25 protein-coding genes are annotated in these 25,200 nt (G+C 56.0%); 16 read left to right on the forward strand and 9 right to left on the reverse strand.

Annotated elements, in window-relative coordinates; genetic code table 11:
* Positions 1-13 precede the first annotated feature (13 nt).
* Genes mlaD through mlaF form a run of 3 tightly spaced genes read right to left on the reverse strand, consistent with a single transcriptional unit; the run spans position 14 to position 2,169 of the window.
* Positions 14-562: an outer membrane lipid asymmetry maintenance protein MlaD gene (gene mlaD / locus HBM95_20270; GenBank protein NIH45244.1), complete on the reverse strand. Its 549-nt coding sequence runs from the start codon at positions 560-562 to the stop codon at positions 14-16.
* A gap of 4 nt (positions 563-566) precedes the next feature.
* The gene (gene mlaE, locus HBM95_20275) at positions 567-1,349 is read right to left on the reverse strand and encodes a lipid asymmetry maintenance ABC transporter permease subunit MlaE (protein NIH45245.1); all 783 of its coding nucleotides are present in this window, start codon (positions 1,347-1,349) and stop codon (positions 567-569) included.
* 7 nt (positions 1,350-1,356) lie between these two features.
* Complete coding sequence (gene mlaF / locus HBM95_20280; GenBank protein ID NIH45246.1) at positions 1,357-2,169, reverse strand: phospholipid ABC transporter ATP-binding protein MlaF; 813 nt, start codon at positions 2,167-2,169, stop codon at positions 1,357-1,359.
* Positions 2,170-2,396: 227 nt separating this feature from the next.
* Between mlaF and HBM95_20285 the strand changes: the two genes are divergently transcribed.
* The 11 genes from HBM95_20285 to npr all read left to right on the forward strand — a co-directional run bounded on the left by HBM95_20285 (position 2,397) and on the right by npr (position 10,316).
* Positions 2,397-3,374 (forward strand): calcium/sodium antiporter, encoded by a 978-nt coding sequence (locus HBM95_20285; protein ID NIH45247.1) that lies wholly within the window; start codon positions 2,397-2,399, stop codon positions 3,372-3,374.
* 13 nt (positions 3,375-3,387) lie between these two features.
* Positions 3,388-4,374, forward strand: coding sequence for an arabinose-5-phosphate isomerase KdsD (kdsD, locus tag HBM95_20290; protein NIH45248.1), 987 nt, complete (start codon positions 3,388-3,390; stop codon positions 4,372-4,374).
* A gap of 14 nt (positions 4,375-4,388) precedes the next feature.
* Positions 4,389-4,955 (forward strand): 3-deoxy-manno-octulosonate-8-phosphatase KdsC, encoded by a 567-nt coding sequence (gene kdsC / locus HBM95_20295; GenBank protein NIH45249.1) that lies wholly within the window; start codon positions 4,389-4,391, stop codon positions 4,953-4,955.
* Positions 4,952-5,527, forward strand: coding sequence for an LPS export ABC transporter periplasmic protein LptC (gene lptC / locus HBM95_20300; GenBank protein ID NIH45250.1), 576 nt, complete (start codon positions 4,952-4,954; stop codon positions 5,525-5,527). Before kdsC ends, lptC begins: the two co-directional genes overlap by 4 nt.
* Complete coding sequence (gene lptA / locus HBM95_20305) at positions 5,496-6,050, forward strand: lipopolysaccharide ABC transporter substrate-binding protein LptA (GenBank protein ID NIH45251.1); 555 nt, start codon at positions 5,496-5,498, stop codon at positions 6,048-6,050. The genes lptC and lptA overlap by 32 nt, the downstream gene beginning before the upstream one ends.
* Before the next feature lie 6 nt (positions 6,051-6,056).
* The gene (gene lptB, locus HBM95_20310) at positions 6,057-6,782 is read left to right on the forward strand and encodes an LPS export ABC transporter ATP-binding protein (GenBank protein NIH45252.1); all 726 of its coding nucleotides are present in this window, start codon (positions 6,057-6,059) and stop codon (positions 6,780-6,782) included.
* 47 nt (positions 6,783-6,829) lie between these two features.
* A complete protein-coding gene (gene rpoN / locus HBM95_20315; protein ID NIH45253.1) occupies positions 6,830-8,263 on the forward strand; it encodes an RNA polymerase factor sigma-54 in 1,434 nt (477 codons plus the stop codon).
* A 22-nt stretch (positions 8,264-8,285) separates the two neighbouring features.
* On the forward strand, positions 8,286-8,573 hold the full coding sequence (hpf, locus tag HBM95_20320; protein NIH45254.1) for a ribosome hibernation promoting factor: 288 nt from the start codon (positions 8,286-8,288) through the stop codon (positions 8,571-8,573).
* A gap of 82 nt (positions 8,574-8,655) precedes the next feature.
* Positions 8,656-9,147: a PTS IIA-like nitrogen regulatory protein PtsN gene (gene ptsN / locus HBM95_20325; GenBank protein ID NIH45255.1), complete on the forward strand. Its 492-nt coding sequence runs from the start codon at positions 8,656-8,658 to the stop codon at positions 9,145-9,147.
* Between the two features lie 45 nt (positions 9,148-9,192).
* Positions 9,193-10,047 carry an RNase adapter RapZ gene (gene rapZ / locus HBM95_20330; protein ID NIH45256.1) on the forward strand — a complete coding sequence of 285 codons (855 nt, stop codon included), beginning with the start codon at positions 9,193-9,195 and terminating at the stop codon, positions 10,045-10,047.
* A complete protein-coding gene (npr, locus tag HBM95_20335) occupies positions 10,044-10,316 on the forward strand; it encodes a PTS phosphocarrier protein NPr (protein NIH45257.1) in 273 nt (90 codons plus the stop codon). The genes rapZ and npr overlap by 4 nt, the downstream gene beginning before the upstream one ends.
* Positions 10,317-10,354: 38 nt before the next feature.
* On the opposite strand, the gene mtgA is transcribed toward npr, so the two are convergent.
* The 5 genes from mtgA to lptF all read right to left on the reverse strand — a co-directional run bounded on the left by mtgA (position 10,355) and on the right by lptF (position 16,614).
* Positions 10,355-11,080: a monofunctional biosynthetic peptidoglycan transglycosylase gene (gene mtgA, locus HBM95_20340; GenBank protein ID NIH45258.1), complete on the reverse strand. Its 726-nt coding sequence runs from the start codon at positions 11,078-11,080 to the stop codon at positions 10,355-10,357.
* A complete protein-coding gene (gene elbB / locus HBM95_20345) occupies positions 11,077-11,730 on the reverse strand; it encodes an isoprenoid biosynthesis glyoxalase ElbB (GenBank protein ID NIH45259.1) in 654 nt (217 codons plus the stop codon). Before elbB ends, mtgA begins: the two co-directional genes overlap by 4 nt.
* 232 nt (positions 11,731-11,962) lie before the next feature.
* Positions 11,963-14,296 (reverse strand): aerobic respiration two-component sensor histidine kinase ArcB, encoded by a 2,334-nt coding sequence (gene arcB / locus HBM95_20350; protein ID NIH45260.1) that lies wholly within the window; start codon positions 14,294-14,296, stop codon positions 11,963-11,965.
* Between the two features lie 135 nt (positions 14,297-14,431).
* Positions 14,432-15,514 (reverse strand): LPS export ABC transporter permease LptG, encoded by a 1,083-nt coding sequence (lptG, locus tag HBM95_20355; GenBank protein NIH45261.1) that lies wholly within the window; start codon positions 15,512-15,514, stop codon positions 14,432-14,434.
* Positions 15,514-16,614 (reverse strand): LPS export ABC transporter permease LptF, encoded by a 1,101-nt coding sequence (gene lptF / locus HBM95_20360; protein NIH45262.1) that lies wholly within the window; start codon positions 16,612-16,614, stop codon positions 15,514-15,516. The genes lptG and lptF overlap by 1 nt, the downstream gene beginning before the upstream one ends.
* A 266-nt stretch (positions 16,615-16,880) precedes the next feature.
* Here lptF and pepA point away from each other — a divergent pair, with 266 nt between their 5' ends.
* From pepA to HBM95_20385, 5 genes are all read left to right on the forward strand, one after another.
* Positions 16,881-18,392 carry a leucyl aminopeptidase gene (gene pepA / locus HBM95_20365; protein ID NIH45263.1) on the forward strand — a complete coding sequence of 504 codons (1,512 nt, stop codon included), beginning with the start codon at positions 16,881-16,883 and terminating at the stop codon, positions 18,390-18,392.
* A gap of 86 nt (positions 18,393-18,478) precedes the next feature.
* Entirely contained in the window at positions 18,479-18,922 is a 444-nt protein-coding gene (gene holC / locus HBM95_20370; protein NIH45264.1) for a DNA polymerase III subunit chi, read from the forward strand.
* Entirely contained in the window at positions 18,922-21,777 is a 2,856-nt protein-coding gene (locus HBM95_20375) for a valine--tRNA ligase (protein NIH45265.1), read from the forward strand. The genes holC and HBM95_20375 overlap by 1 nt, the downstream gene beginning before the upstream one ends.
* A gap of 122 nt (positions 21,778-21,899) precedes the next feature.
* On the forward strand, positions 21,900-22,403 hold the full coding sequence (locus HBM95_20380) for a GNAT family N-acetyltransferase (protein NIH45266.1): 504 nt from the start codon (positions 21,900-21,902) through the stop codon (positions 22,401-22,403).
* Positions 22,404-22,486: 83 nt separating this feature from the next.
* Positions 22,487-23,506 (forward strand): NAD(P)-dependent alcohol dehydrogenase, encoded by a 1,020-nt coding sequence (locus HBM95_20385; protein NIH45267.1) that lies wholly within the window; start codon positions 22,487-22,489, stop codon positions 23,504-23,506.
* 46 nt (positions 23,507-23,552) lie between these two features.
* Here the strand turns inward: HBM95_20385 and HBM95_20390 are convergent, their stop codons facing one another.
* Positions 23,553-25,190: a DAK2 domain-containing protein gene (locus HBM95_20390; protein NIH45268.1), complete on the reverse strand. Its 1,638-nt coding sequence runs from the start codon at positions 25,188-25,190 to the stop codon at positions 23,553-23,555.
* Positions 25,191-25,200: the final 10 nt, after the last annotated feature.

Here is a 25,200-nt window from a genome sequence, read left to right on the forward strand (position 1 = left end):
GACTTCTCCTGAATTAATTCGCAGCACCAGGGGTCGGCGCAACGTTGGTATGGTCTTCACTCTGCGCAGGGGCATCGTCAGACTTTTTATCATCCCCTTTACTGTTGTAAAGGAACTGACCAATCATATCCTCCAGCACCATCGCGGACTTCGTATCCTGGATAACGCTACCGTCTTTAAGGATAGTCGTTCCCAGCTCGGGGTCTTCAAAGCCCACGTTAAGTGCCAGATATTGTTCGCCCAGCAGGCCGGAAGTACGGATAGAAAGGGAACTGGTGTCCGGAATATGGTTGTAACGTTCTTCGATATCCATCGCGACGCGCGGCAGATACGTTTTTTCATCAAGCGTAATGTCAGATACGCGGCCTATCACCACACCGCCAATGCGGACCGGCGAACGTGCCTTCAGCCCACCGATGTTGTCGAAGGTGGCATAGATACGATACGTCGGCTCAGTGCGTACTGAGGTGATATCTGCCGCTCGCAGGCAGATAAAGAGTGCCGCCAGCAGCGCCAGCAGCAGGAACACGCCGACCCAAATTTCATTTTTTCTCGTTTGCATGAACTCAATTCCCAAACATCAGTGCGGTGAGCACAAAATCCAGACCCAGTACGGCCAGCGACGAATGTACGACTGTACGTGTAGTTGCACGGCTAATGCCCGCCGACGTCGGGATGGCATCGTAACCATTGAACAATGCAATCCAGGTGACCGTAATGGCAAATACCACGCTTTTAATCAGACAGTTAACCAGATCCATGCGCAGATCGATGGCGTCCTGCATTGCGGACCAGAAGAAACCGGCATCAATGCCTTTCCAGTGGACCCCAACCAGCGAGCCGCCCCAGATACCTACGGCGACAAACAGAATAGTCAGTAGCGGCAGCGAGATCACCCCCGCCCAGAAACGCGGCGAGATCACGCGACGCAGCGGATCGACCGCCATCATCTCCATGCTGGAGAGCTGCTCGGTGGCACGCATCAGGCCAATCTCAGCCGTTAATGCTGACCCTGCGCGCCCGGCGAACAGCAGCGCAGCCACAACCGGCCCCAGCTCGCGTAAAAGCGAGAGCGCCACCAGCATCCCGAGGCTGGTTTCCGCACTGTAGGTTGTCAGGACGAGGTAGCCCTGCAGCCCCAGCACCATGCCAATAAACAGACCGGAAACAATAATGATGAGCATCGACAGCACGCCGACATTATAAAGCTGACGCACCAGCAGAGGGGCGTGCTTGCTAAACTCCGGCTTGCCGACCAGCGCGTTGAATAACATCAATCCGGCACGCCCGAACGTCCTGATGGTTTTTATGCCACGGTGTCCGAGAGCGGCCAACGCATTTAACAGCATGAGTGGCTTAACTCCCTATTCCCAGTAAATCGTCACGATAGTCGCCCGCCGGGTAGCGGAACGGTACGGGTCCGTCAGCAATACCGTCAAGGAACTGCCGCACGCGCGGATCGCAATTTTCCTGCAGCGCCTGAGCGCTACCGTGTGCGACGATCTTTTTGTCCGCCACGATATAGGCGTAATCGGCAATGCTCAATACTTCCGGTACATCGTGAGACACCACGATACAGGTGACGCCGAGCGCGCTGTTCAATTCAGAGATGAGCTTTACCAGCACGCCCATCGTGATGGGATCCTGTCCGACAAACGGTTCGTCGAACATGATTAAATCGGGCTCTAATGCAATGGCTCGCGCCAGCGCGGCGCGGCGCGCCATCCCGCCGGACAGTTCCGAAGGCATCAGCTTCGCGGCCCCGCGCAATCCCACAGCTTCAAGCTTCATCATCACCGTGCTTTTCAGCAGTTCAGGCGGCAGGCTGGTATGCTCGCGCAGCGGATAGGCCACGTTATCAAAGACGTTCATGTCGGTGAACAACGCCCCCGACTGAAAGAGCATACTCATACGTTTGCGGACAGTATACAGGCGCGAGCGCGACATCTCCGGGACGTTTTCGCCATCGAAGAGGATTTCACCGCTATCCGGTGGGATCTGACCACCTATAAGGCGCAGGAGGGTCGTTTTACCGATCCCGGACGGCCCCATGATGGCGGTGATTTTGCCACGCGGTACGGTCAACGAAATATCATCGAATATCAGACGATTGCCACGTGAAAAACTCACACCGCGGACATCGACTAAATTCGCCATCGTTTGGCTCATTTATAGTTCCTTTCTTACCCTGCTCACGTTAAGGCGTACAGCCTGAATCAGCCCTTAACCCAGCATTTTTACAGAATATTAGCCGTTGAGGTTAGCGAAAGCTGGCATTTGTTTTACTTTTCCGGCGCATAAAGTCAAAATTAGGAATTCGTTACGCCTCAGACCGTATGCAGTCCAGCCATTCCCGCGCGATGGACCGACAAGTATACCTGAAGAAAGGACTTTTGATGCTTTTAGCAACAGCACTGTTAATTATTGGTTTACTGTTAGTGGTCTACAGTGCTGACCGTTTAGTCTTTGCTGCATCTATCCTGTGTCGCCTGACGGGCGTACCGCCTGTTGTCATCGGGATGACCGTGGTCAGCGTTGGCACATCACTTCCTGAAATCATCGTCTCCGTCTCGGCGTCGCTGCATGGTCAGTTAGACCTGGCAATTGGCACCGCGATTGGCTCTAACATTGTCAATATATTACTGATTTTAGGCCTTGCGGCACTTCTCCATCCATTTCGCGTGCATTCTGATGTTCTGCGCCGTGAATTGCCGCTAATGTTAGTCGTAAGCCTGCTGGCAGGGTGCGTATTTTATGACGGTGTACTGAGCTACAGCGACGGCATTTTCCTGCTGGCGCTGGCCGTCATCTGGCTGCTGTATAGTGTTAAAATTGCCCGCCAGGCGGAAAAGCAGGGTCAGGACAGCCTGACGCGTGAGCAGGTTGCCGAACTTCCGCGCGAAGGCACGCTGCCGGTCGCCCTGCTCTGGCTTGGCGTCGCGCTGATCATCATGCCAATGGCAACGCGCATGGTCGTGGATAACGCGACGGTGCTGGCAAACTATTTTGCCATGAGCGAGCTGACGATCGGCCTGACGGTTATTGCTATCGGCACCAGCTTGCCTGAGCTGGCCACCGCCATTGCGGGGGCGCGTAAAGGGGAAGATGACATCGCCATTGGTAATATCATCGGTTCCAACATTTTCAATATCGCCATTGTGATGGGCCTGCCGGCCCTGATTACGCCAGGGCCCTTTAATCCCCTGGCGTTTTCGCGCGACTACGGCGTGATGTTATTGGTCAGCGTGATATTTGCCCTGCTTTGCTGGCGGCGGCAACGACAGATCGGCAAAGGCGCAGGCGCGCTGCTGACGGGTGGATTTATCGTATGGATGGCGATGCTGTACTGGCTCTCGCCTCTTCTCTCTGGGTAAACGGAAACGCATTATGTCGCAAATAGAATTGCAGCCGGGTTTTGACTTTCAGAAAGCAGGCAAAGAGGTTCTGGAGATTGAACGTGAAGGTCTGGCGCAGTTAGATCAGTACATTAATCAGGATTTTAGTCTGGCATGTGAGAAGATGTTCTACTGTGCCGGCAAAGTCGTGGTGATGGGGATGGGTAAGTCCGGCCACATTGGACGCAAAATGGCAGCAACATTTGCCAGCACCGGAACCTCGTCTTTCTTTGTACACCCTGGGGAAGCCGCGCACGGCGATCTGGGGATGGTCACGCCGCAGGATGTCGTTATTGCGCTGTCCAACTCCGGGGAGTCCAATGAAATTCTGGCGCTGATCCCCGTACTGAAGCGACTGCAGGTGCCCCTGATTTGCATGACCAGCCGTCCGGAAAGTAGCATGGCGCGTGCGGCCGATATTCACCTGTGCGTTAAAGTACCGAAAGAGGCCTGTCCGCTGGGTCTGGCGCCGACGTCCAGCACAACTGCCGCGCTGGTCATGGGCGATGCCCTTGCCGTCGCGCTGCTCGAAGCCCGCGGTTTTACGCCGGAAGATTTCGCGCTTTCCCACCCGGGCGGCGCGCTGGGGCGCAAGCTGCTGCTGCGGGTAAACGATATTATGCACACCGGGGATGAGATCCCTCACGTCAGTAAAGAAGCCTCCCTGCGTGATGCGCTGTTGGAAATCACCCGCAAGAATCTGGGTATGACGGTCGTGTGCGACGATCTGATGAAAATTCAGGGGATCTTCACCGATGGCGACCTGCGTCGCGTGTTCGACATGGGTGTAGATGTCCGCACGCTTGGCATTGCCGACGTGATGACGCCCGGTGGCATCCGCGTGCGTCCGGGAACGCTGGCCGTGGATGTGCTGAACCTGATGCAGTCCCGCCATATCACCTCCGTTATGGTTGCCGATGGCGACCAGTTGCTGGGTGTGGTACATATGCATGATCTGCTGCGCGCTGGCGTAGTGTAATAAAGGATAAGACAATGAGTAATGCGGGTGCATCCCTTGCAACCTGTTATGGTCCGGTCAGTACCCAGATGATGGCAAAGGCGGAAAACATTCGTCTGCTCATTCTGGATGTGGATGGCGTACTTTCCGATGGCCTGATTTACATGGGCAATAATGGTGAAGAGCTGAAAGCGTTTAACGTTCGCGACGGCTACGGTATCCGCTGTGCGCTCACTTCGGGTATCGAGGTTGCTATCATCACCGGACGAAAAGCTAAACTGGTAGAAGACCGCTGTGAAACCTTAGGGATTACCCATCTTTACCAGGGTCAATCCGATAAGATGGCAGCGTTCAACGATTTACTGGGTAAACTGGCTATCGCACCGGAGAACGTGGCCTACGTCGGGGACGATCTGATTGACTGGCCGGTGATGGCTAAAGTCGGTCTCAGCATCGCGGTTGCTGATGCTCACCCGTTACTGATCCCGCGCGCTGACTACGTTACCTGCATCAACGGTGGCCGGGGTGCCGTCCGTGAAGTCTGCGATCTGCTTCTGCTGGCGCAGGGCAAGCTTGATGAAGCCAAAGGGCAATCGATATGAGTAAAACCAGACGTTGGGTTATCATTCTGCTTTCGCTTGTCGCACTGGTATTGATTGGCGTGAACCTTGCCGATCGCGACGACACGCAAACGGAAGTGGTCAACAATAACGATCCAACCTATAAAAGCGATCACAGCGACACCGTGGTCTATAGCCCGGAAGGTGCGCTGAACTATCGCCTGATTGCCCAGCATGTTGAATACTTTTCCGATGACGGCGTTTCGTGGTTTACCCAACCTGTCATGACCACATTCGATAAAGACAAAGTGCCGACGTGGTCAATTAAGTCAGATCGGGCCAAACTGACAAATGATCGTATGCTTTATCTGTATGGCCACGTTGAAGTCAACGCCCTGACCGCTGACTCGCAACTGCGAAAAATTACGACGGATAATGCCCAGATCAACCTGGTAACCCAGGACGTGACGTCGCAGGATCTGGTCACACTGTATGGCACAACATTTAATTCCAGCGGTTTAAGAATGCGCGGGAACTTACGCAGCAAGAACGCCGAGCTGATTGAAAAGGTTAGAACCTCCTATGAAATTCAAAACAAACAAACTCAGCCTTAAAGTAATTATCGCCAGCGCGATGCTGGCGGCCAGTCTCCCCGCGCTTGCTGTAACGGGCGATACCGACCAGCCGATCCATATCGAGTCCGACACCCAGTCTCTCGATATGCAGGGTAACGTCGTTACCTTCACGGGTAACGTCGTCATGACGCAGGGAACCATCAAAATTAATGCCGATAAGGTGGTCGTTACCCGTCCGGGCGGCGAGCAGGGCAAAGAGATTATTGATGGCTACGGCAACCCGGCCACCTTCTACCAGATGCAGGACAACGGCAAGCCGGTGAAGGGCCACGCCTCGCATATGCACTATGAGCTGGCGAAGGATCTGGTCATCCTGACCGGAAACGCCTATCTGGAACAGCTGGACAGCAATATTACCGGTGACCAGATTACCTATCTGGTGAAAGAGCAAAAAATGCAGGCCTCCAGCGAGAAAGGCAAACGCGTGACCACCGTGCTGGTTCCGTCGCAGCTGCAGGACAAAGGCAAGGGCCAGGCCCCGGCACAGAAGAAGAGTAACTAATTCGCTATGGCAACATTAACTGCAAAAAATCTCGCGAAGGCTTACAAAGGCCGCCGTGTCGTAGAAGATGTCAGTCTGACCGTCAACTCCGGCGAAATTGTGGGCCTGCTTGGCCCGAACGGTGCGGGTAAAACCACCACCTTCTACATGGTGGTTGGTATTGTGCCGCGCGATGCCGGCAACATTATTATTGACGATGAAGACATCAGCCTGCTGCCGCTGCACGCGCGCGCGCGCCGTGGCATCGGCTATCTGCCGCAGGAAGCCTCTATTTTCCGTCGTCTGAGCGTCTTTGATAACCTGATGGCGGTCTTGCAAATTCGCGACGACCTGACCAACGAACAGCGTCAGGATCGCGCCAACGAGCTGATGGAAGAGTTTCACATCGAGCACCTGCGCGACAGCCTGGGCCAGGCATTGTCCGGGGGGGAACGCCGTCGTGTTGAGATTGCGCGCGCGCTGGCCGCCAATCCGAAGTTTATCCTTCTGGATGAACCGTTTGCGGGCGTTGACCCAATCTCCGTTATCGACATTAAACGCATTATCGAGCATCTGCGTGACAGCGGGCTTGGCGTGCTGATCACCGACCACAACGTTCGTGAAACGCTGGCGGTATGTGAACGCGCGTATATCGTGAGCCAGGGCAATCTGATCGCCCACGGTACGCCGCAGCAGATCCTCGAAGACGATCATGTTAAGCGTGTCTATCTTGGGGAAGACTTCAGACTCTGATAGGGTAGAGGTAACGTAACGCCGAACCGGAGAAAAATGCTCTGAACATGAAGCAAGGTTTGCAATTAAGGCTCAGCCAACAGCTGGCGATGACGCCGCAGCTACAGCAGGCAATTCGCCTGTTGCAGCTGTCCACGTTAGAACTTCAGCAGGAGCTCCAGCAGGCGCTGGACAGCAATCCCCTGCTGGAGCAAGCCGATCTTCATGACGAGGTAGATACCCAGCAGTCACAGGATACAGAAGCGCTCGACACCGCGGATGCACTCGAACAAAAAGAGATGCCGGACGAGCTTCCGCTGGATGCCAGCTGGGATGAAATCTATACCGCCGGCACCCCTTCCGGCACGCGTGCAGACTACCAGGACGACGAGCTACCGGTCTACCAGGGCGAAACCACCCAGTCGCTGCAGGATTACCTCATGTGGCAGGTAGAGCTTACCCCCTTCTCCGATACCGACCGCGCCATTGCCACGTCGATTGTCGACGCCGTTGATGACACCGGTTATTTGACCGTCACGCTGGACGACATTCTGGAAAGCATGGGCGATGAAGAGATTGAGATTGAGGAGATTGAAGCGGTACTGAAACGCATTCAGCGCTTCGATCCGGTCGGGGTGGCCGCGAAGGACCTGCGCGACTGCCTGCTGATCCAGCTTTCTCAGTTCAGCAAAGAGACGCCGTGGCTCGACGAAGCGCGCTTAATCATCAGCGATCATCTGGATCTTCTGGCTAACCACGATTTCCGCACCCTGATGCGCGTGACGCGCCTGAAGGAAGAGGTGCTGAAAGAGGCGGTAAATCTGATCCAGTCTCTCGATCCGCGTCCCGGTCAGTCGATCCAGACCAGCGAACCCGAGTACGTTATCCCGGACGTGCTGGTCAGAAAACACAATGACCGCTGGGTCGTTGAACTGAACTCTGACAGCATCCCTCGCCTGCAAATCAACCAGCAGTACGCCTCTATGTGTACCAGCGCGCGCAACGACTCCGACAATCAATATATTCGCAGCAATCTTCAGGAAGCGCGATGGTTGATCAAGAGCCTGGAGAGCCGGAATGATACCCTGCTGCGCGTGAGCCGCTGCATCGTCGAACAGCAGCAGGCATTCTTTGAGCAGGGCGAAGAGTATATGAAACCGATGGTACTGGCGGATATCGCCCAGGCCGTCGAGATGCATGAATCCACCATTTCCCGCGTCACCACGCAGAAGTATCTGCACAGTCCGCGCGGTATTTTTGAGCTTAAGTATTTCTTCTCCAGCCATGTGAACACCGAGGGCGGCGGCGAAGCGTCATCAACGGCGATTCGCGCACTGGTGAAGAAGTTGATCGCCGCGGAGAACCCCGCGAAGCCACTAAGTGACAGTAAGTTGACCACCATGCTGTCCGATCAGGGTATTATGGTGGCACGTCGTACTGTTGCGAAGTATCGAGAGTCTTTATCCATTCCGCCGTCTAACCAGCGTAAACAGCTGGTCTGACACAACCGATAAGGAAGACACTATGCAGCTCAATATCACAGGACACAACGTCGAGATTACTGAGGCCTTACGTGACTTCGTGAACGCTAAGTTCGCGAAACTTGAACAGTATTTCGAAAGGATCAACCAGGTCTACGTTGTGTTAAAAGTGGAGAAAGTGACTCATATCTCGGATGCGACCCTGCATGTAAACGGGGGTGAGCTCCATGCCAGTGCGGAAGGGCAGGACATGTACGCGGCTATCGACGGCTTGATTGACAAGCTTGCGCGACAGCTCAATAAACATAAAGATAAACTGAAACAACACTAATTGTCCGGGCAGTTAACGGGTGCAGGACGGCCTGTTGTGAAACACAACAGGCCATTTGTACAGTTAGCGCTTAGGTGAAATTATGATAAACAACGATTCCGCTCTTCAACTGAGCAATGTCCTTAACCAGGAATGTACCCGCAGTGCCGTTCACTGCCAGAGCAAAAAACGTGCGCTGGAGATCATCAGTGAATTGGCTGCAAAACAGCTGGGCCTGCCGCCGCAGGTGGTGTTCGAAGCGATTCTGACCCGTGAAAAGATGGGCAGTACCGGTATCGGCAACGGCATCGCGATCCCGCACGGCAAGCTGGAAGAGGATACCCTGCGTGCCGTCGGTGTGTTTGTGCAGCTGGAAACGCCAATCGCTTTTGACGCCATTGATAACCAGCCCGTCGATCTCCTCTTCGCGCTGCTGGTGCCTGCCGACCAGACCAAGACCCATCTGCATACACTTTCGCTGGTTGCTAAACGTCTGGCGGATAAAACCATCTGCCGTCGACTGCGCTCGGCCCAAAGTGATGAAGAGCTTTATCAAATTATCACTGAAGCAGAAGGCAATCAGGATGACGCATAACCAGGTGATGGCCTTCACATCTGTTGTCCTGAGGAGAAACGGAACATGGTGCTGATGATTGTCAGCGGTCGTTCAGGGTCGGGAAAATCCGTTGCCCTGCGTGCGCTGGAAGACATGGGTTTTTACTGCGTCGATAACCTGCCGGTCGTGTTATTGCCCGATCTGGCACGCACGCTAGCGGAGAGACAAACCTCCGCCGCCGTCAGTATCGACGTGCGTAACATGCCCGAATCCCCGGAGATCTTTGAACAGGCAATGAGTAACCTGCCTGACGCGTTCTCGCCTCAGCTGCTGTTCCTTGATGCTGACCGCAATACCCTGATCCGCCGCTACAGTGATACCCGTCGTTTGCACCCGCTATCCAGCAAGAATCTCTCGCTGGAGAGCGCAATCGATGAAGAGAGCGATCTGCTGGAGCCGCTGCGCTCCCGAGCCGATCTGATAGTCGACACCTCAGAGATGTCCGTTCACGAGCTGGCGGAAATGCTGCGTACCCGCCTGCTGGGCAAACGCGAGCGTGAACTGACGATGGTGTTCGAATCCTTCGGCTTTAAGCACGGTATTCCGATTGATGCGGACTATGTTTTCGACGTGCGCTTCCTGCCGAACCCGCACTGGGATCCCAAACTGCGTCCAATGACCGGCCTGGATAAACCCGTCGCGGCGTTCCTCGACCGGCACACAGAAGTTCACAATTTTATCTACCAGACGCGAAGCTACCTTGAGCTATGGTTACCTATGCTGGAGACAAACAATCGCAGCTACCTGACGGTGGCGATTGGCTGTACCGGCGGTAAACATCGTTCGGTCTACATCGCCGAACAGCTGGCCGACTATTTCCGCTCGCGCGGTAAGAACGTTCAGTCCCGTCATCGCACGCTGGAAAAACGTAAAACATGACCGTAAAACAAACCGTTGAGATCACCAATAAGCTGGGCATGCATGCGCGCCCGGCGATGAAGCTGTTTGAGCTGATGCAGGGTTTCGATGCAGAAGTGCTGCTGCGTAATGACGAAGGCACCGAAGCGGAAGCCAACAGCGTGATTGCGCTGCTGATGCTGGACTCCGCCAAAGGGCGTCAGATTGAGGTAGAAGCCACCGGGCCTCAGGAAGAGGAAGCCCTGGCGGCGGTAATTGCGCTGTTTAACGCCGGGTTCGACGAAGACTAACGTTCCCCCCTCGGCGGGTGGCGCTGCGCTTACCCGCCCTACATAAGATTATTACGCTGCATAAACCCCTCTCCGCCCAGCTGATTCATCTGGCGCATGATCCACGCCTGACGGCTTCGCACGTACCCTGACGGGGCGCTGGCCTTAAAGCGGATAGGATTAGGCAGAACAGCCGCGAGCAGCGCCGCCTCCGACATGCTCAGCCTGCTGGCTGGTTTATTAAAATAGCGTTGTGATGCAGCTTCGACACCAAATACCCCCTCGCCAAACTCGGCGATATTTAGATAAACGGTCAGAATACGCTTTTTGCTCCAGACCGTTTCCATTCCCAGGGTGAGCCCCGCTTCCAACCCTTTTCGCACCCAGCTTCGGCCATCCCACAGGAACAGGTTTTTTGCCGTCTGCTGCGACAGCGTTGATGCACCGCGCACGCGGTTTTCATGACGTTCATTGTGGGCCAGCGCCTTTTCAATCGCGGCCACATCGAACCCCCAGTGCTCCGGGAATTTCTGATCTTCCGCCGCGATAACCGCCAGCCCCATGAACGGAGAGATGTCCTCCGTGCTCACCCAGTCAGAATGGGCAACATAGCCGAAATCACCGGAGAACCACGCGCTAAGCTGACGCTCAACCATGACCGCTGAAAACGGTACCGGCAAAATGCTGAACACGGCCAGCCCGCCTCCCCAGAACACCGCCAGCATGAGAAAGGTACGTAGAAGAAGGCGTTTCCCCCATGCGACTGCGGAAAACTGACGCCTCATTCTGTCAGCACCAGCACCCGGGCTACCAGCTTTTCAATGCCCACGGCGGCTTCCGCAATATTCTGCGCCAGCATATACGCGGGCGTGGTGACAACCTTGTTGTCTTCATCCACCACAATGTCATCGACCGGGCACGGAACGTGTTCGCCTCCCATTTCCTCGACAATCTCTGCGGTATCAATATCTGTTCCGATCGTCAGCCGTAACGGGAAATCGAAAATGCTTGGCAGCATGGCCGGTGCGATACAGATAAAGCCCAGCGGCTTGCCCGCCGCATGCATTGCCAGCGTCAGCGCTTTTAAATCAGGGTCCACCCTGCACGCGGCGCCTTCGGCGGCAAAGGTGCTGAGGTTTTTCGCGGCGCCGAAGCCGCCCGGAACAATGAGTGCATCCAGCTCAGCGGCCTCTGCCTGCGCCAGCGGATGAATCTCTCCCCGGGCAATACGCGCGGCTTCAATCAGCACGTTGCGCGTTTCAGCCATCGGCTCACCGGTCAGATGGTTAATCACATCTGCCTGATTTTTATCTGGCGCGAAACAAATAACCTCTGCTTCCTGTTTAGCCAGGGCCAGCAGCGTGATTACGGCTTCATGTATTTCTGAACCATCAAAAACACCGCATCCGCTGAGGACGACACCAATTTTTTTCATCTTGACGATCCTTCTTTGCAACTCGCTGAAGCGCATTAATAATTTTGATTAAAACGCTATGCTTCACACATTTCACTGATTCATGTAACAAACCATTTAAGATTTGCTATCTTATCTGCGTGCGGCCTAAATTTTTCCGGCGGCGCCGATTCGAAAATTACTTTAAAAAACAGGCGCAGCCACGATTTCCCTGGTGTTGGCGCAGTATTCGCGCACCCCGGTCTAGCCGGGGTCATTTTTTTCTGGCGTCCACCCAGGCTTTAAGCACCGCAACGTCGTTCTGCCACTCTTGTTTCATCTCTTCAACCCAATCACCCACGTTATCTTCCCATGCAGGTAAATCAGGCGACTGAATCTGTTGGCCCAGCTGCTGCAGGTGGCGTAATCCGACCGAGCCGGCCGCGCCTTTGATTTTATGCCCTTCTTCGACAATGCCCTTCTGGTCACGCGCCGTCAGGTTTGACTCCAGCACGCTCAGATAGCCCGGCATCATTTTTTCAAACACCGCCAGACCGTCGGTAATCAGTTTCGGGCCCACCAGATCGATGTACTGCTCCAGCATCGCGGTATCGAGTATCGTTTGGGCTTTAGCGCTATCAACAGGCGTCATGGTGCTCTCCTCTTCATCGTGGGTATCCCAGAACTTCTTGATCATGGCGGTCAGAGCAGGCACCGCCAGAGGCTTGCTGAGTACATCGTCCATACCGGCGTCGAGATACTCTTTTTTATCTTTCAGTACGTTCGCCGTCAGCGCCACCAGCGGCGGCAGTTCGTCAGCCGCGTACTGACGCGTCAGCTCACGCGAGATATCCAGCCCGGTCATATCCGGCAACTGGATATCCAGCAGAACGAGGTCATATTCGCCCGGTGTAAACATCTCCAGCGCGGCCTTACCGGTCATCGCGACATCCACGCTGTTGCCCAGTTTTTCCAGCACCGAGCGCGCTACAATCACGTTAAGCTCAATATCCTCCACCAGCAGGACGTGCAGCGCAGGTAGCGGCATATCGTCGTTTTCAAAGGTATCCTCTACCTCTTCCGCAACCGCCGGCGCATGCACCGTCAGCGTGAAGGTTGACCCTTTGCCTGCCTGGCTGGCAACGGTGATGTCACCGCCCATGCTCTTCGCCAGCCGTTTAGACACAGCCAGGCCAATCCCAGTGCCGGTGGCCGGTTTTCCGCCGTTGCTGTCCTTCACCTGGTAGTACATCGCGAAAATTTTGTCCTGCTCCTCCTGCGGAATGCCAATCCCGGAATCCTCCACCTCGAAGTGCAGCATGTCACCTTCGTCATAGCGGATACGCACCGCCACCTGCCCCTTCTGGGTAAATTTCACCGCGTTGCTGATGAGGTTCCACAGGATCTGACGCAGCCGCGTGCCGTCGGTAACGACCTTATGCGGCAGCGGCAGGGTGGGCTCCATGACAAAATTCAGCCCCTTCTGCTGCGCCTGCAGACCAGACAAGTTTTCCAGATCAGCAAGGAAGCTGGTGAAATCAACCGGCTGGTTATCAAGCTGAACCTTACGGCGCTCCATTTTATCCATATCAATAATATCGTTGAAAATATTACCCAGCGTGACCGCCGAGACATGGATAGTCTTGAGGTATTTTTCCTGCTCTGCGGTCAGGTCGGTGTCGAGCAGAATGCGGCTCAGCCCCACAATGCCGTTGAGCGGCGTACGCAGCTCGTGGCTGATGGTGGAGATAAAGGTGGTCTTGTCTCGGCTGGCGCGCTCCAGCGCGTCCTGATAGCGCTTACGCTCGGTGATATCACGGCCGAAGCCCATCAGGCCGTGGCGCTTCCCGACGCGGTCATAGTACGGTACCTTACGGATCTCAAAACAGGCTTTGCGTCCGTCCGGGTAATCCAGCCACTGTTCGTAGGTCAGCGAGACGTTATGGCGGAACACTTTTTCGTCCGTCTCCATGACCTTGGCGGCCGCCTCTTCGGAGTAAACGTCCTGCGGCTTCAGGTGAATCAGCTGCTTCTCGCTTTTCCCGGTCAGGAGCTCCATCGCCCGGTTACAGCCGGAAAACTCTTTATCTTCGTTACGGTAGAACACCAGATCCGGCGACGCGTCCAGGAACGAACGCAGGAAGGAGGATTGCTGCTCAAGCTGGATCTGCGTCACCTCGCGCTCTTTCATTTCGATTTTCAGCTGTTCCAGCGTGGCCTGACGCTCGGCCTCCGCCTTCTCACGATCTGAAATTTCCTGATTCAGCTGCGCGATGTTGTCTTTAAGCTGAACGTTGAGCTTCAGGTCACGCTCGCGCATCTCCTCAAGCTTATCGACCAGTTTTGATAAGCGCTGACGGGACTCCTCCAGCTGTTCAACCACCACGGAAAGGAAATAGACCGCCCAGGGGGTAATGAGCAAGCCAAAGAAGATAGAGCGGATGACGTCGATACTCTCGACCTGGCCATGCAGAACCATGGTGACGGCCATTTGCACGACAATGGCCAGAACGACCAGCGCCAGCGCCAGCAGCATGGAGAAACGCACCAGCCCAAGCTTCATCATCAGGTCGACGTAGTACTGGGCAAGCATTCGAATTTGCTTCATAGAGGATCCCTTCACGACTTTATCGCTCAATAATACTCAAATTCGAGGCGGGACGTTGAGGGTTGTGAGAAAAAGTGCGGGGTGAAACAGGAGATTAGCCTCGCCTCCGGTTCAGCGGAGGCGAGGAGAGGTCAATCAGGAGCGTTTCAGCAGCAGCCAGAGGCTGATCAGGAGGAAACTGGCGCTCGGCAGCAGCGCACCAATAATCGGTGGGATGCCATAAACCAGCGTCAGCGGACCGAAGATCTGATCAAGAACGTAGAACACAAAGCCGAAGCTGATACCGGTCACGACGCGCACGCCCATCGGCACGCTACGCAGCGGGCCAAAGATAAACGACAGCGCCATCAGCATCATCACCGCCACGGACATCGGCTGGAAGATTTTGCTCCACATGTTGAGCTGATAGCGCCCGGCATCCTGCCCGCTCGACTTCAGGTACTTCACATAGTTGTGCAAGCCGCTGATAGAGAGCGCGTCAGGATCCAGCGCCACAACCCCGAGCTTATCCGGCGTGAGGTTAGTCTTCCATGTGCCGGATACCGTCTGCGAACCGGTGATCTGCTTTGGATCGGTCAGGTCAGATTCATCAACCTGCGACAAACGCCACTGTTTATGTTCAGCGTCAAACTTGGCCGAAGAGGCGTGTCGGACAGACTCCAGACGGCGCTGGTCATTGAAAGCATAGATGCTCACCCCGCCCAGTTCATCATTACCCTTTACCCGTTCGATGTAGACGAAGTTTTTACCGTCTTTCGCCCATAAACCTTGCTGAGTCGAGAGCAGTGAACCGCCGTACATTGCCTGAGCACGATAGTTACGCGCCATCTGCTCACCCTGCGGTGCCACCCACTCGCCAATCGCCATGGTCAACAGCACCAGCGGGATTGCGGTTTTCATTACCGACAGCGCAACTTGCATGCGGGTAAAGCCCGAGGCCTGCATAACGACCAGCTCACTGCGCTGCGCCAGCATTCCCAGCCCCAGCAGAGCGCCCAGCAGGGCCGCCATCGGGAAGAAGATCTGCACATCTTTTGGCACGCTGAGCAGGGTGTACATCCCCGCCCCCATCGCGTCATAGCTGCCCTGCCCGGCTTTTTTCAGCTGATCGACAAATTTGATAATGCCGGAAAGCGACACCAGCATGAACAACGTCATCATGATGGTGGTAAAAATGGTTTTACCGATATAGCGATCAAGAACGCCAAACGCCTGCATTAGATGGCTCCTTTACGCGAGAATCGGGCACGTATGCGGCGCACAGGCACCGTATCCCACAGGTTTAATCCCAGCGCCAGTAAGATGTACAGGCTGTTAACGAACCACGTCCAGACCATCGGATCCAACTTACCCTTCGCGCCGTTAGAGCGAATCGAGGTTTGCAGCAGGAAATAGATCAGGTAAAGCAGCATCGCTGGCAGCATAGAGAGCACACGGCCCTGGCGCGGGTTCACCACGCTCAGCGGAACGACAATCAATGCCATCATAAACACGGTGAATACGAGCGTAATACGCCAGTGGAATTCAGCACGCGCTCTGTCGGTATCGGTGTTCCACAGCGTACGCATATCCATTTGCTCGGTATCCGTTGGATCGAGCGCTACCGCCTGATGGCCGATAATAGCCTGATAGTTCTGGAAATCCGTAATACGGAAGTCGCGCAGCATCGCGGTGCCTTCGAAACGGGTGCCTTTGTTCAGCGTGACTATCTGAGAACCGTCTTTGCGCTGAGCGAGCTGGCCCGAGTCGGCAACCACGACTGACGGACGCGCGTTACCTTTGGGACGCAGCTGCGCCAGGAATACATCGTTGAATTTACTGCCGTCAACGCTCTCAATAAACAGCACGGAGTTTCCGTCAGTTGCCTGCTGGAACTGACCCTGCGCGAGCGCCGCCATACCGGGGTTTGCTTTCGCCTCGGCCAGCACTTCGTCCTGATGACGGGAAGACATAGGGCCCGCCCACATTACATTCACCGCCGCAACAATGCCCGTGAACAGCGCCAGTATCATCGCCGCTTTCACCAGTACGGCTTTACTCAGGCCGCAGGCATGCATCACCGTGATTTCACTCTCGGTATACAGCTTACCGAGCGTCATGAGCAGGCCGAGGAATAGGCTCAGCGGCAGAATAAGCTGCGCCATTTCCGGGATCCCCAGACCAAGCAGGGAAAGCACCAGATTCGTTGGAATTTCGCCGTCAACGGCCGCACCGAGGATCTTAACCAGCTTCTGACAGAAAAAAATCAGCAGCAGGATGAAGAGGATCGCCAGTTGGCTTTTGAGCGTCTCCCGCACCAGATATCTTATGATTATCACTTTAAATACGCCCGTAAAAACCCGTCTCTTTGCAGGAATTTCGCTTGTTTCATGGCTTAAACGTCATTTATTCTCTTGAGTCGTCGAAATCATCGCTAAGATTAAAACATCCAGCGGATTCACGCTTCAGGACTTTTTCTGACGTGTCGAAACCGTAGTAACGTAAGATTAACACGAAGTCACCACAACAGCGGACATGAGTTACGAAAGGTTTCAATTCTATCTGTAGCAGCCGCCGTTGTCTTTAAGATTCAGGAGCGTAGTGCATGGAGTTCAGTGTAAAAAGCGGTAGCCCGGAGAAACAGCGGAGTGCCTGCATCGTTGTGGGCGTCTTTGAACCGCGCCGACTCTCCCCGATCGCCGAGCAACTCGATAAAATCAGTGACGGCTATATCAGCGCCCTGCTGCGCCGTGGCGAACTGGAAGGCAAACCTGGGCAGACGCTGTTACTGCACCATGTTCCGAACGTCCTGTCAGAGCGTATTCTGCTGATTGGCTGCGGCAAAGAGCGCGAGCTGGATGAGCGCCAGTATAAACAGGTCATTCAGAAAACCATTAATACGCTGAATGATACCGGTTCAATGGAAGCCGTCTGCTTCCTGACCGAGCTGCACGTCAAAGGCCGTAACACCTACTGGAAAGTACGTCAGGCAGTCGAAACCGCAAAAGAGAGCCTGTACAGCTTCGATCAGCTTAAGACCAACAAAAGCGAGCCGCGTCGTCCGCTGCGCAAAATGGTCTTTAACGTACCAACCCGTCGCGAACTGACCAGCGGAGAGCGCGCCATCCAGCATGGCCTGGCGATTGCCGCCGGCATTAAAGCGGCAAAAGATCTCGGCAACATGCCGCCAAACATCTGTAACGCCGCCTACCTCGCCTCTCAGGCGCGCCAGCTGGCTGATTCCTACAGCAAAAACGTCATCACCCGCGTTATCGGCGAACAGCAGATGAAAGAGCTGGGCATGCACTCGTATCTGGCGGTAGGTAACGGCTCGCAGAACGAATCCCTGATGTCGGTCATCGAATACAAAGGTAACCCGTCCGAAGATGCGCGCCCTATCGTTCTGGTTGGTAAAGGCCTGACCTTCGACTCCGGCGGTATCTCCATCAAGCCTGCCGAAGGCATGGACGAGATGAAGTACGACATGTGCGGCGCGGCGGCAGTTTACGGCGTGATGCGCATGGTCGCGGAACTTCAGCTACCGATTAACGTCACTGGCGTGCTGGCAGGCTGCGAAAACATGCCTGGCGGTCGCGCGTACCGTCCGGGTGACGTCCTGACCACCATGTCCGGGCAGACCGTTGAGGTGCTGAACACCGACGCCGAAGGCCGTCTGGTGCTGTGCGACGTACTGACCTACGTTGAGCGCTTCGAGCCTGAAGCGGTGATTGACGTGGCAACCCTGACCGGTGCCTGCGTGATTGCCCTGGGCCACCACATCACCGGCCTGATGTCGAACCACAACCCGCTGGCGCACGAGCTTATCGGCGCGTCTGAGCAGGCTGGCGATCGCGCATGGCGCCTGCCGCTGGGTGACGAGTATCAGGAACAGCTGGAGTCTAACTTTGCGGATATGGCGAACATTGGCGGTCGTCCTGGCGGGGCTATCACCGCGGGCTGCTTCCTGGCGCGCTTCACCCGCAAGTACAACTGGGCGCACCTGGACATCGCCGGCACCGCATGGCGCTCCGGTAAAGCCAAAGGCGCAACCGGTCGTCCGGTGGCGCTGCTGTCGCAGTTCCTGCTGAACCGTGCGGGTTTTAACGGCGACGAGTAAGCCAAAACGGCAGTAAACCGTAGGCCGGGTAAGGCGAAGCCGCCACCCGGCTTAAGCATTTAAAGTGAGCACAAGAAGCCCCATATATGAAGAATGCAACGTTCTACCTTCTGGACAACGACGCCCATCAGGATGGCCTCAGCGCCGTTGAACAGCTGGTGTGTGAAATTGCCGCAGAACGTTGGCGCGCAGGTAAACGCGTTCTGATTGCCTGTGAAGATGAACAGCAGGCGATTCGCCTGGATGAAGCGCTGTGGGCGCGCCCGCCGGAGAGCTTTGTGCCGCACAACCTGTCGGGCGAAGGTCCGCGAGGCGGGGCCCCGGTCGAAATAGCTTGGCCGCAAAAGCGCAACAGCAGCGCGCGCGATATTCTCATTAGCCTGCGGACAGACTTTGCAGATTTTGCCACTGCTTTCACAGAAGTGGTAGACTTTGTCCCTTACGAAGAATCCTTGAAACAACTGGCGCGCGAACGCTATAAAGCGTACCGCCTGGCTGGTTTTAACCTGAATACGGCAACCTGGAAATAATGGAAAAGACATATAACCCACGCGATATCGAACAGCCGCTTTACGAGCACTGGGAACAGCAGGGCTATTTCAAGCCTAACGGCGATGAAAGCAAAGAGTCCTTCTGCATCATGATCCCGCCGCCGAACGTCACCGGCAGTTTGCATATGGGGCATGCTTTCCAGCAGACCATCATGGACACCATGATCCGCTACCAGCGCATGCAGGGCAAAAACACCCTGTGGCAGGCGGGAACTGACCACGCGGGTATCGCGACCCAGATGGTGGTTGAGCGTAAAATTGCCGCTGAAGAAGGTAAAACCCGTCACGACTACGGTCGCGATGCGTTCATCGACAAAATCTGGCAGTGGAAGGCGGAATCCGGCGGCACCATTACCCGTCAGATGCGCCGTCTCGGCAACTCCGTGGACTGGGAGCGCGAGCGCTTCACCATGGACGAAGGCCTGTCCAACGCCGTGAAAGAAGTCTTCGTGCGCCTGTATAAAGAAGACCTGATTTACCGCGGCAAACGCCTGGTCAACTGGGATCCGAAACTGCGCACCGCCATCTCTGACCTGGAAGTGGAAAACCGCGAGTCCAAAGGCTCCATGTGGCACATCCGCTACCCGCTGGCCGACGGCGCAAAAACCGCAGACGGTAAAGATTACCTGGTGGTTGCCACCACTCGTCCGGAAACCCTGCTGGGCGATACCGGCGTGGCCGTTAACCCGGAAGATCCGCGTTATAAAGACCTGATCGGTAAATTCGTGGTGCTGCCGCTGGTAAACCGCCGTATTCCAATTGTGGGCGACGAACACGCCGACATGGAAAAAGGCACCGGCTGCGTAAAAATCACCCCTGCGCACGACTTTAACGACTATGAAGTCGGTCGTCGTCACGCCCTGCCGATGATCAACATTCTGACCTTTGACGGTGATATCCGTGAAAGCGCAGAAGTATACGACACCAAAGGCAACGAATCCGACGTCTACTCCAGCGAGATCCCGGCTGAGTTCCAGAAGCTGGAGCGCTTTGCCGCGCGTAAAGCGATTGTGGCTGCCGTTGACGCACTGGGCCTGCTGGAAGAGATCAAACCTCACGATCTGACCGTGCCGTACGGCGACCGTGGCGGCGTGGTTATCGAGCCAATGCTGACCGACCAGTGGTACGTGCGTGCCGACGTGCTGGCGAAACCGGCTGTTGAAGCGGTTGAGAACGGCAGCATTCAGTTCGTGCCGAAGCAGTACGAAAACATGTACTTCTCCTGGATGCGCGACATTCAGGACTGGTGTATCTCCCGTCAGCTGTGGTGGGGTCACCGTATCCCGGCATGGTACGACAACGAAGGCAACGTTTATGTTGGCCGTAGCGAAGACGAAGTGCGTCAGGAAAACAACCTGAGCGCGGACGTTGCCCTGCGTCAGGACGAAGACGTGCTGGACACCTGGTTTTCCTCCGCACTGTGGACCTTCTCCACCCTTGGCTGGCCTGAGAACACCGACGCGCTGCGTCAGTTCCACCCAACCAGCGTAATGGTCTCCGGCTTCGACATTATCTTCTTCTGGATTGCCCGCATGATCATGATGACCATGCACTTCATCAAAGACGAAGACGGCAAGCCGCAGGTTCCGTTCCATACCGTCTACATGACCGGTCTGATCCGCGACGACGAAGGCCAGAAGATGTCCAAATCCAAGGGTAACGTCATTGACCCACTGGATATGGTTGACGGTATTTCTCTGGAAGAGCTGCTGGAAAAACGCACCGGCAATATGATGCAGCCGCAGCTGGCGGAGAAAATCCGCAAGCGCACCGAGAAGCAGTTCCCGAACGGAATTGAGGCTCACGGTACAGACGCCCTGCGCTTCACCCTGGCGGCGCTGGCCTCGACCGGCCGCGACATCAACTGGGACATGAAGCGTCTGGAAGGTTACCGTAACTTCTGTAACAAGCTGTGGAACGCCAGCCGCTTCGTGCTGATGAACACCGAAGATCAGGACTGCGGCTTCAACGGCGGCGAAATGACCCTGTCTCTGGCGGACCGTTGGATCCTGGCGGAATTCAACCAGACGGTGAAAGCGTTCCGCGAGGCGCTGGACAGCTACCGCTTCGATATCGCGGCGGGCATCCTGTACGAATTCACCTGGAACCAGTTCTGCGACTGGTATCTGGAGCTGGCGAAGCCGGTAATGAACGGCGGCACTGAAGCGGAGCTGCGCGGCACGCGCAACACGCTGATTACCGTTCTGGAAGGTCTGCTGCGCCTGGCGCATCCGGTCATTCCATTCATCACCGAAACCATCTGGCAGCGCGTGAAGGTCATTGCGGGCATCAACGCCGATACCATCATGCTGCAGCCGTTCCCTGCATTCGATGTGGCTAAAGTTGATGAAGCGGCGTCTGCGGATACCGAGTGGCTGAAACAGGCGATCGTTGCGGTACGTAACATCCGTGCTGAAATGAACATTGCCCCGGGCAAACCGCTTGAGCTGCTGCTGCGCGGCTGCAGCGAGGCTGCCGTTCGTCGCGTCACCGAGAACAACACCTTCCTGAAAACCATGGCGCGTCTGGAAAGCATCACCGTGCTGCCTGCGGATGACAAAGGTCCGGTTTCCGTGACCAAAATCATCGACGGCGCCGAGCTGCTGATCCCGATGGCAGGTCTGATCGACAAAGACGCCGAGCTGGCGCGTCTGGCGAAAGAAGTGGCGAAAGTCGACGTGGAAATTGGCAAAATCGAAAGCAAGCTGGCGAACGAAGGCTTTGTCGCCCGCGCGCCGGAAGCGGTCATCGCCAAAGAGCGTGAGCGTCTGGTTGCCTTCGCCGATGCGAAGACCAAGCTGATCGAGCAGCAGGCGGTTATTGCAGCCCTGTAATGCTTTACCCCTTACGCTTCAGGGCGTAAGGGGTACCCTTCCTGAAAACTCCTCGCTTGCACTCCCTTTTCTGCGGTGCTATTAACAGCAACTGTGTGTCAATTTTTGTAATGAGTAATGCTATGAGCGTGATTACCCCCGTCGCGGCGACGATGCGTCGGATCACTGAGCAGGACAATCCGGCTATCGCCGCCGTTATCCGCACCGTTTCTGCAGAGTATGGGCTGACAGCGGATAAAGGTTATACCGTTGCGGACCCGAATCTTGATGAACTGTTTAAGCTGTACAGCCAGCCGGGTCACGCCTACTGGGTGATTGAGCAGGACGGACAGGTTGTGGGCGGCGGCGGCGTTGCGCCACTGAGCTGCAGCGAGCCAGATATCTGCGAGCTGCAGAAAATGTATTTCCTGCCTTCCGTACGCGGGCAAGGCCTGGCGAAAAAGCTGGCGCTGGTCGCTCTGGAACACGCGCGCGCTCATGGGTTTAAACGCTGTTACCTCGAAACCACCGCCTTCCTCAAAGAGGCCATCGGCCTGTATGAACATCTGGGCTTTGAGCATATCGATGCGCCGCTGGGCTGTACCGGCCATGTTGACTGCGAAGTCAGGATGCTGAAAAGTCTGTAATTTTCGTTCCTGCCCTCTTCTGTTAAGCGGCTGTAAACTGAATGCTCTACACTCTCAGTTCACACCACAACGGGGGAAACACGATGTCGAAGATAAAAAGCTACGCCGCACCGCAGGCGGGTGCAGAACTTGAGCTGTACGAGTACGATGCGGGCGAACTAAAAGCAGAAGACGTCGAAGTACAGGTTGATTACTGCGGGGTCTGCCACTCGGATCTCTCGATGATCGACAACGAATGGGGCTTTTCCAGCTATCCGCTGGTTGCCGGGCACGAAGTCATTGGCCGCGTCGTGGCGCTCGGTAGCGCCGCGCAGGACAAAGGGCTGAAAGTGGGCCAGCGCGTAGGCATTGGCTGGACAGCACGCAGCTGTGGTCACTGCGATGCCTGTATCAGCGGCAACCAGATCAACTGCCTTGAGGGCGCGGTACCCACCATCCTGAATAAAGGCGGCTTCGCCGACAAGCTGCGCGCCGACTGGCAATGGGTCATCCCGCTGCCGGACAGCATTGATATCGAATCCGCCGGTCCGCTGCTGTGTGGCGGCATCACCGTCTTTAAGCCCCTGCTGATGCACCATATCACCGCCACCAGCCGCGTGGGCGTGATTGGAATCGGCGGTCTGGGCCATATCGCCATCAAGCTGCTGCATGCGATGGGCTGTGAAGTCACGGCGTTCAGCTCGAACCCGGCAAAAGAGAAAGAGGTGCTGGCGATGGGCGCGGATAAAGTGGTAAACAGCCGCGATCCTGAAGCGCTGAACGCGCTGGCAGGTCAGTTTGACCTGATCATCAACACCGTGAACGTCGATCTCGACTGGCAGCCGTACTTTGAAGCACTGGCCTACGGCGGTAACTTCCACACCGTAGGTGCTGTGATGAAGCCGCTGCCGGTTCCGGCCTTTACCCTGATCGGCGGGGATCGCAGCGTGTCAGGCTCCGCGACCGGTACACCGTACGAGCTGCGCAAGCTGATGAAGTTTGCCGGACGCACTAAAGTGGCCCCCACCACCGAACTGTATCCCATGTCGAAAATCAACGAAGCGATCCAGCACGTGCGTGACGGCAAAGCCCGCTACCGCGTGGTGTTGAAAGCGGATTTCTGATCTGAATGTGCCGGGTGGCGGCTTCGCCTTACCCGGCCTACTTAAGTTACTGCGCCAATATGTTAAACACTTCCGCTACCGCGACCGCCCCCGGGTCCATTACCCCGTCCAGATTCTCTTTATTCACATACGATGAGCGCCCCGCACCGGCTTTCTGCATTTTCGCCGTTGCCTCTGCCCCCTTCTGTGCCGCCTGCGCCGCTGACTGAAGATCCTTTTTCTGCAATGCCTCCAGCGCCGGCTGCAGCGCGTCGATCAGGGTACGATCGCCGAGATCTGCCCCACCGTACTGCTTCATTTGCGCCAGCCCGCTGAGCAATGCCTCGGGTAGCGACTGACCATCGTGAAGCTTTTGCCCCGCCGCGGTAAAGAAGATCGACATCAGCACCCCGCTCGATCCGCCCATCACCGTGGCCAGCCGCTCGCCCACCAGCAGCAGAAGCTTAGGCACATCATTAAGCGGAAGCGCGTTCTCCTCCAGGCGCTGCGCAATATCCCGCGCCCCTTGCGCAAAGGTGGAGCCGGTATCGCCGTCGCCCACTTTGGCATCCAGCGCGTTCAGGCGGTTTTCCAGCTGTATGAGCGTCTTCGTCACCCGTGAAACAGACTCCTTCACCTGCGGGTTTTCAGATGGGGTATATTCCACGCGATCGTGAATAGCGCTTTGCGGAACGGTACGCAGGGGGGCAAACGCCACGGGTTTTTGCCAGCCCAGCGTTTCCACCTCTTCATGCAGCGCTTTCTCGAACAGGTCGTTGAGCTTCAGCAGCGTCAGAGAAAAGCCCTTCATGTCCAGGGCGCTCACCAGCGGTGCCGGGCCAATAAGATAAGCAATGTTCTCTTTCAGCGCCGAGTGAGCCAACTCTTTGGTCAGCAACGCCATTTCCAGCGCCGAGACGCCGCCGAGGTTGTTAATCAGCACCGCGAAACGCCCCTCGCCCGCCTGCGCTTTGAGCGGGGTAACCAGCGTGTCGATAATCGCTTTGCTGTTTTGCGTATCAACTACCGAGGCCCCCGGCTCCCCGTGGATCCCCAGCCCCAGTTCGACATGGCCCTGCTTGATGCGCCCCTCTTCATCGTCGCTGCCCGGCAGGTTACAGGTTTGCATCGCAACGCCCAGGCTCCAGAGGTTATCGCAGGCCTGCTGCGCAATATCCCGCACCTCGCTCAGGGATTTTCCGTGCTCCGCGGCATAGCCCGCAATCTTATGCACCAGCGCCGTACCGGCAATGCCGCGCGGCTGCTTGTTGTCGGGCAGCGCGATATCGTCCGCCACAATCACCATCTCGACCTTCAGGCCGTAGCGTTTGGCCTTTTCTGCCGCCAGACCAAAGTTCAGGCGATCGCCGGTGTAGTTTTTGACGATCAGCAGACAGCCGCGATCGCCCGTCACCGCCACAATGGCATTCAGTACCGCATCCACGCTCGGGGAGGCGAACAGATCGCCACAGACTGCCGCCGTCAGCATGCCTTTACCGACAAATCCGGCGTGTGCAGGTTCGTGCCCGGAGCCACCGCCGGAGATCACCGCCACGCGGCTTTTATCCCAGTCGCCGCGTGCCACTACGCGGATAGCCGGATCGATATCGAGCTTGACGAGATTCGCGTTTGGCGCAGAAAGGAGTATGCCTTCAATGGCATCGTTGACCAGCTGTTTGCGATCGTTAAAGAAGAATCTGGACATAGTTTCCCAC

This window comes from Enterobacter asburiae, assembly GCA_011754535.1.
GTDB classification, from domain to species: Bacteria; Pseudomonadota; Gammaproteobacteria; order Enterobacterales; family Enterobacteriaceae; genus Enterobacter; species Enterobacter cloacae_N.